The sequence below is a fragment of the Methyloglobulus sp. genome (assembly GCF_040079455.1).
Classification (GTDB): domain Bacteria; phylum Pseudomonadota; class Gammaproteobacteria; order Methylococcales; family Methylomonadaceae; genus Methyloglobulus.
The window spans coordinates 1-2,730 of the sequence record NZ_JBEBKJ010000158.1 but is presented as its reverse complement, the minus strand read 5'-3'; the positions used below and the strand labels follow the sequence as shown (position 1 = coordinate 2,730).

The 2,730-nt window shown below is 46.2% G+C and carries 4 protein-coding genes; all 4 read left to right on the top strand.

The features are described from left to right. Nucleotides 1–714, top strand: a 714-nt coding sequence (gene kdsA / locus ABL924_RS18245) for a 3-deoxy-8-phosphooctulonate synthase (RefSeq protein WP_349028518.1), incomplete at its 5' end; no start/stop codon positions are given. Nucleotides 715–722: 8 nt separating this feature from the next. After that, nucleotides 723–2,003 carry a phosphopyruvate hydratase gene (gene eno, locus ABL924_RS18240; RefSeq protein WP_349028517.1) on the top strand — a complete coding sequence of 427 codons (1,281 nt, stop codon included), beginning with the start codon at nucleotides 723–725 and terminating at the stop codon, nucleotides 2,001–2,003. Between the two features lie 170 nt (nucleotides 2,004–2,173). Continuing rightward, a complete protein-coding gene (gene ftsB / locus ABL924_RS18235; protein WP_349028520.1) occupies nucleotides 2,174–2,449 on the top strand; it encodes a cell division protein FtsB in 276 nt (91 codons plus the stop codon). Between the two features lie 119 nt (nucleotides 2,450–2,568). Then, nucleotides 2,569–2,730 (top strand): DUF262 domain-containing protein (locus ABL924_RS18230; RefSeq protein ID WP_349028519.1); only part of this gene is annotated, 162 nt, incomplete at its 3' end.

The following is a 2,730-nucleotide window of genomic DNA, read 5'->3' as shown; positions in this document are numbered from 1 at the left end:
ACAGCCTTAAATATTCCCTTCATATACAAATCCTCGTTCGATAAGGCAAACCGCTCATCTCACGAAACCTTTAGGGGATTGGGTCTGGAAACGGGTTTGAATATATTGGCTAAAGTCAAAAAGCAGATTGGCGTTCCGGTGTTGACTGATGTGCATGAAGATACGCCGCTGTCAGAAGTCGCAAGCGTAGTCGATGTCATGCAGACCCCCGCGTTTTTATGTAGGCAAACCAATTTTATACAGCAAGTTGCGGCACAGGGTATTCCGGTCAACATTAAAAAAGGTCAATTTTTAGCCCCTTGGGATATGGCGCAAGTTGCCAAAAAAGCCAAAGCTACAGGTAATGAACAGATCATGGTTTGCGAACGCGGCGTATCGTTTGGCTATAATAATCTGGTCTCGGATATGCGTTCACTCGCCGTCATGCGCGATACGGGTTGTCCGGTTGTCTTTGATGCGACACATTCCGTACAGTTGCCTGGAGGCCAGGGCACATGTTCCGGTGGTCAGCGCGAATTCGTTCCTGTATTGGCGCGGGCGGCGATGGCGGTCGGCATTGCCGGAATCTTTATGGAAAGCCATCCTAATCCAGCCGAAGCCAAAAGTGACGGCCCGAATTCCTGGCCCATCCATAGAATGAAAGAATTATTAGAAGTCTTATTAACCATCGACAGGGCGGTTAAATCAACCCCCTTGATAGAAACAACCTTATAGGAAACTTTATGGCAGTCATTAAAGAAATACGTGCAAGAGAAATTTTAGATTCACGCGGTAACCCAACCGTAGAAGCGGATGTCATCCTGGCATCAGGTATCGTCGGTAGCGCAATGGTGCCATCTGGCGCATCAACCGGCGAACGTGAAGCCATCGAATTACGTGACGGCGACAAAGCCCGTTACTTAGGCAAAGGTGTACTAAAAGCCGTCAACAATGTCTTGACTGAAATTCGTTCTGCTGTTGTTGGTATGGATGCCGCTGACCAAGCTGCTCTTGACAATAAAATGATCGCTCTTGATGGCACCGACACTAAAGCGCGCCTTGGCGCAAACTCCATGTTGGCGGTATCAATGGCGGCGGCTCATGCCTCGGCAAAAGAAGCGGGACAGCCTTTATACAAGCATTTCAACAAATCCGGCGAGTTTATATTGCCTGTGCCGATGATGAACATCATCAACGGCGGTTCCCACGCCGATAACAGTGTTGACCTGCAAGAATTCATGATCTTGCCTGTTGGCGCTCCAAACTTCCGCGAAGCCATCCGTTATGGTGCGGAAGTATTCCATAACCTCGCGAAAGTCCTAAAATCAAAAGGCTTGGCGACTACCGTTGGTGACGAAGGCGGATTTGCTCCTAACTTGTCATCTAACGAAGAAGCCATCAGCGTTATCCTGCAAGCCATCGAACAAGCTGGTTACAAACCAGGGAAAGACATTTACTTAGGCTTGGATGCGGCGGCTTCCGAATATTACCATGACGGTATTTATGATTTAGCCTCAGAAAGCAAAACCTACTCGTCAGCGCAAATGGCGGATTTCTTCGTCGATTGGGTTAACAAATACCCTATCATCAGCATCGAAGACGGATTCGACGAAAACGATTGGGACGGCTGGAAGTTGATGACCGAAAAACTCGGCAACCGAATCCAGTTGGTCGGCGACGATTTGTTCGTAACCAATCCTGCGATATTAAAGAAAGGCATCGAACGGAATATCGCTAATTCAATCTTGATTAAAGTCAACCAAATTGGTACGTTAACAGAAACATTCGCAGCCGTTGATATGGCGCACAAAGCCGGTTACACAGCCGTCATGTCGCACCGCTCCGGCGAAACCGAAGATACCACCATCGCCGATTTGGCAGTGGCAACGGGTACAGGACAAATCAAAACTGGTTCACTCAGCCGTTCTGACCGCGTTGCTAAATACAACCGTTTGATGAAGATTGAAGAAGAACTGGGCAGTGCGGCGAAATATGCAGGACGTAGCGCGTTTAAGATGTTGTAAGATTTTTTGAAACAGGAATTGTTCCATTAAGATGAGATCCGTTCATCCTTCGACAAGCTCAGGACAAACGGCTAGTTTTTGATTCCGTTCGTGGTGAGCTTGTCGAACCATGAATGGAATCAAATTAGCTGCTATTATTGAACCCCATAAGGTTACGTGAGGATAAACCTATCAAAATCCTAATCGCCATCATCATCTTACTGATAATCCACCTACAATACCGCTTATGGGTAGGTGATGGTAGTGTCGCTCAAATAAAGGAATACCAAGCCCGCCTTGATGTCCTGAAAGAAAAAACCAAAGAAAAAAAAGAGCGTAACGATGCGCTTTATGCCGAAGTCCTGGATTTACGCAAAGGCCAGGAAGCGATTGAAGAAAGGGCGCGGGATGAATTGGGGATGATTAAGGAGAACGAGACTTTTTTTCAGGTGATTGAGGAAAAGTAATTATTTAGGTGATATTGCCGCGTTAGCGGTTACGTGACGTTTATGCCGCCGATTTATCAGGTAGCGCGAAAGGGCGCATAGTCTCGGATTAATTGTACGTAAAAAACGCAGGTAAATTTATGGCATTTATGGTGATGGAACCAACGAATCAGACCTTCCAAGAATTAATTGGTAATGGTGTAAAATATCAGGTTCCTAGATTTCAAAGAGATTATGCTTGGGATCGAGAACAATGGGAAGACTTATGGTCTGATATTGAGACTATTAATGATGAACAATAT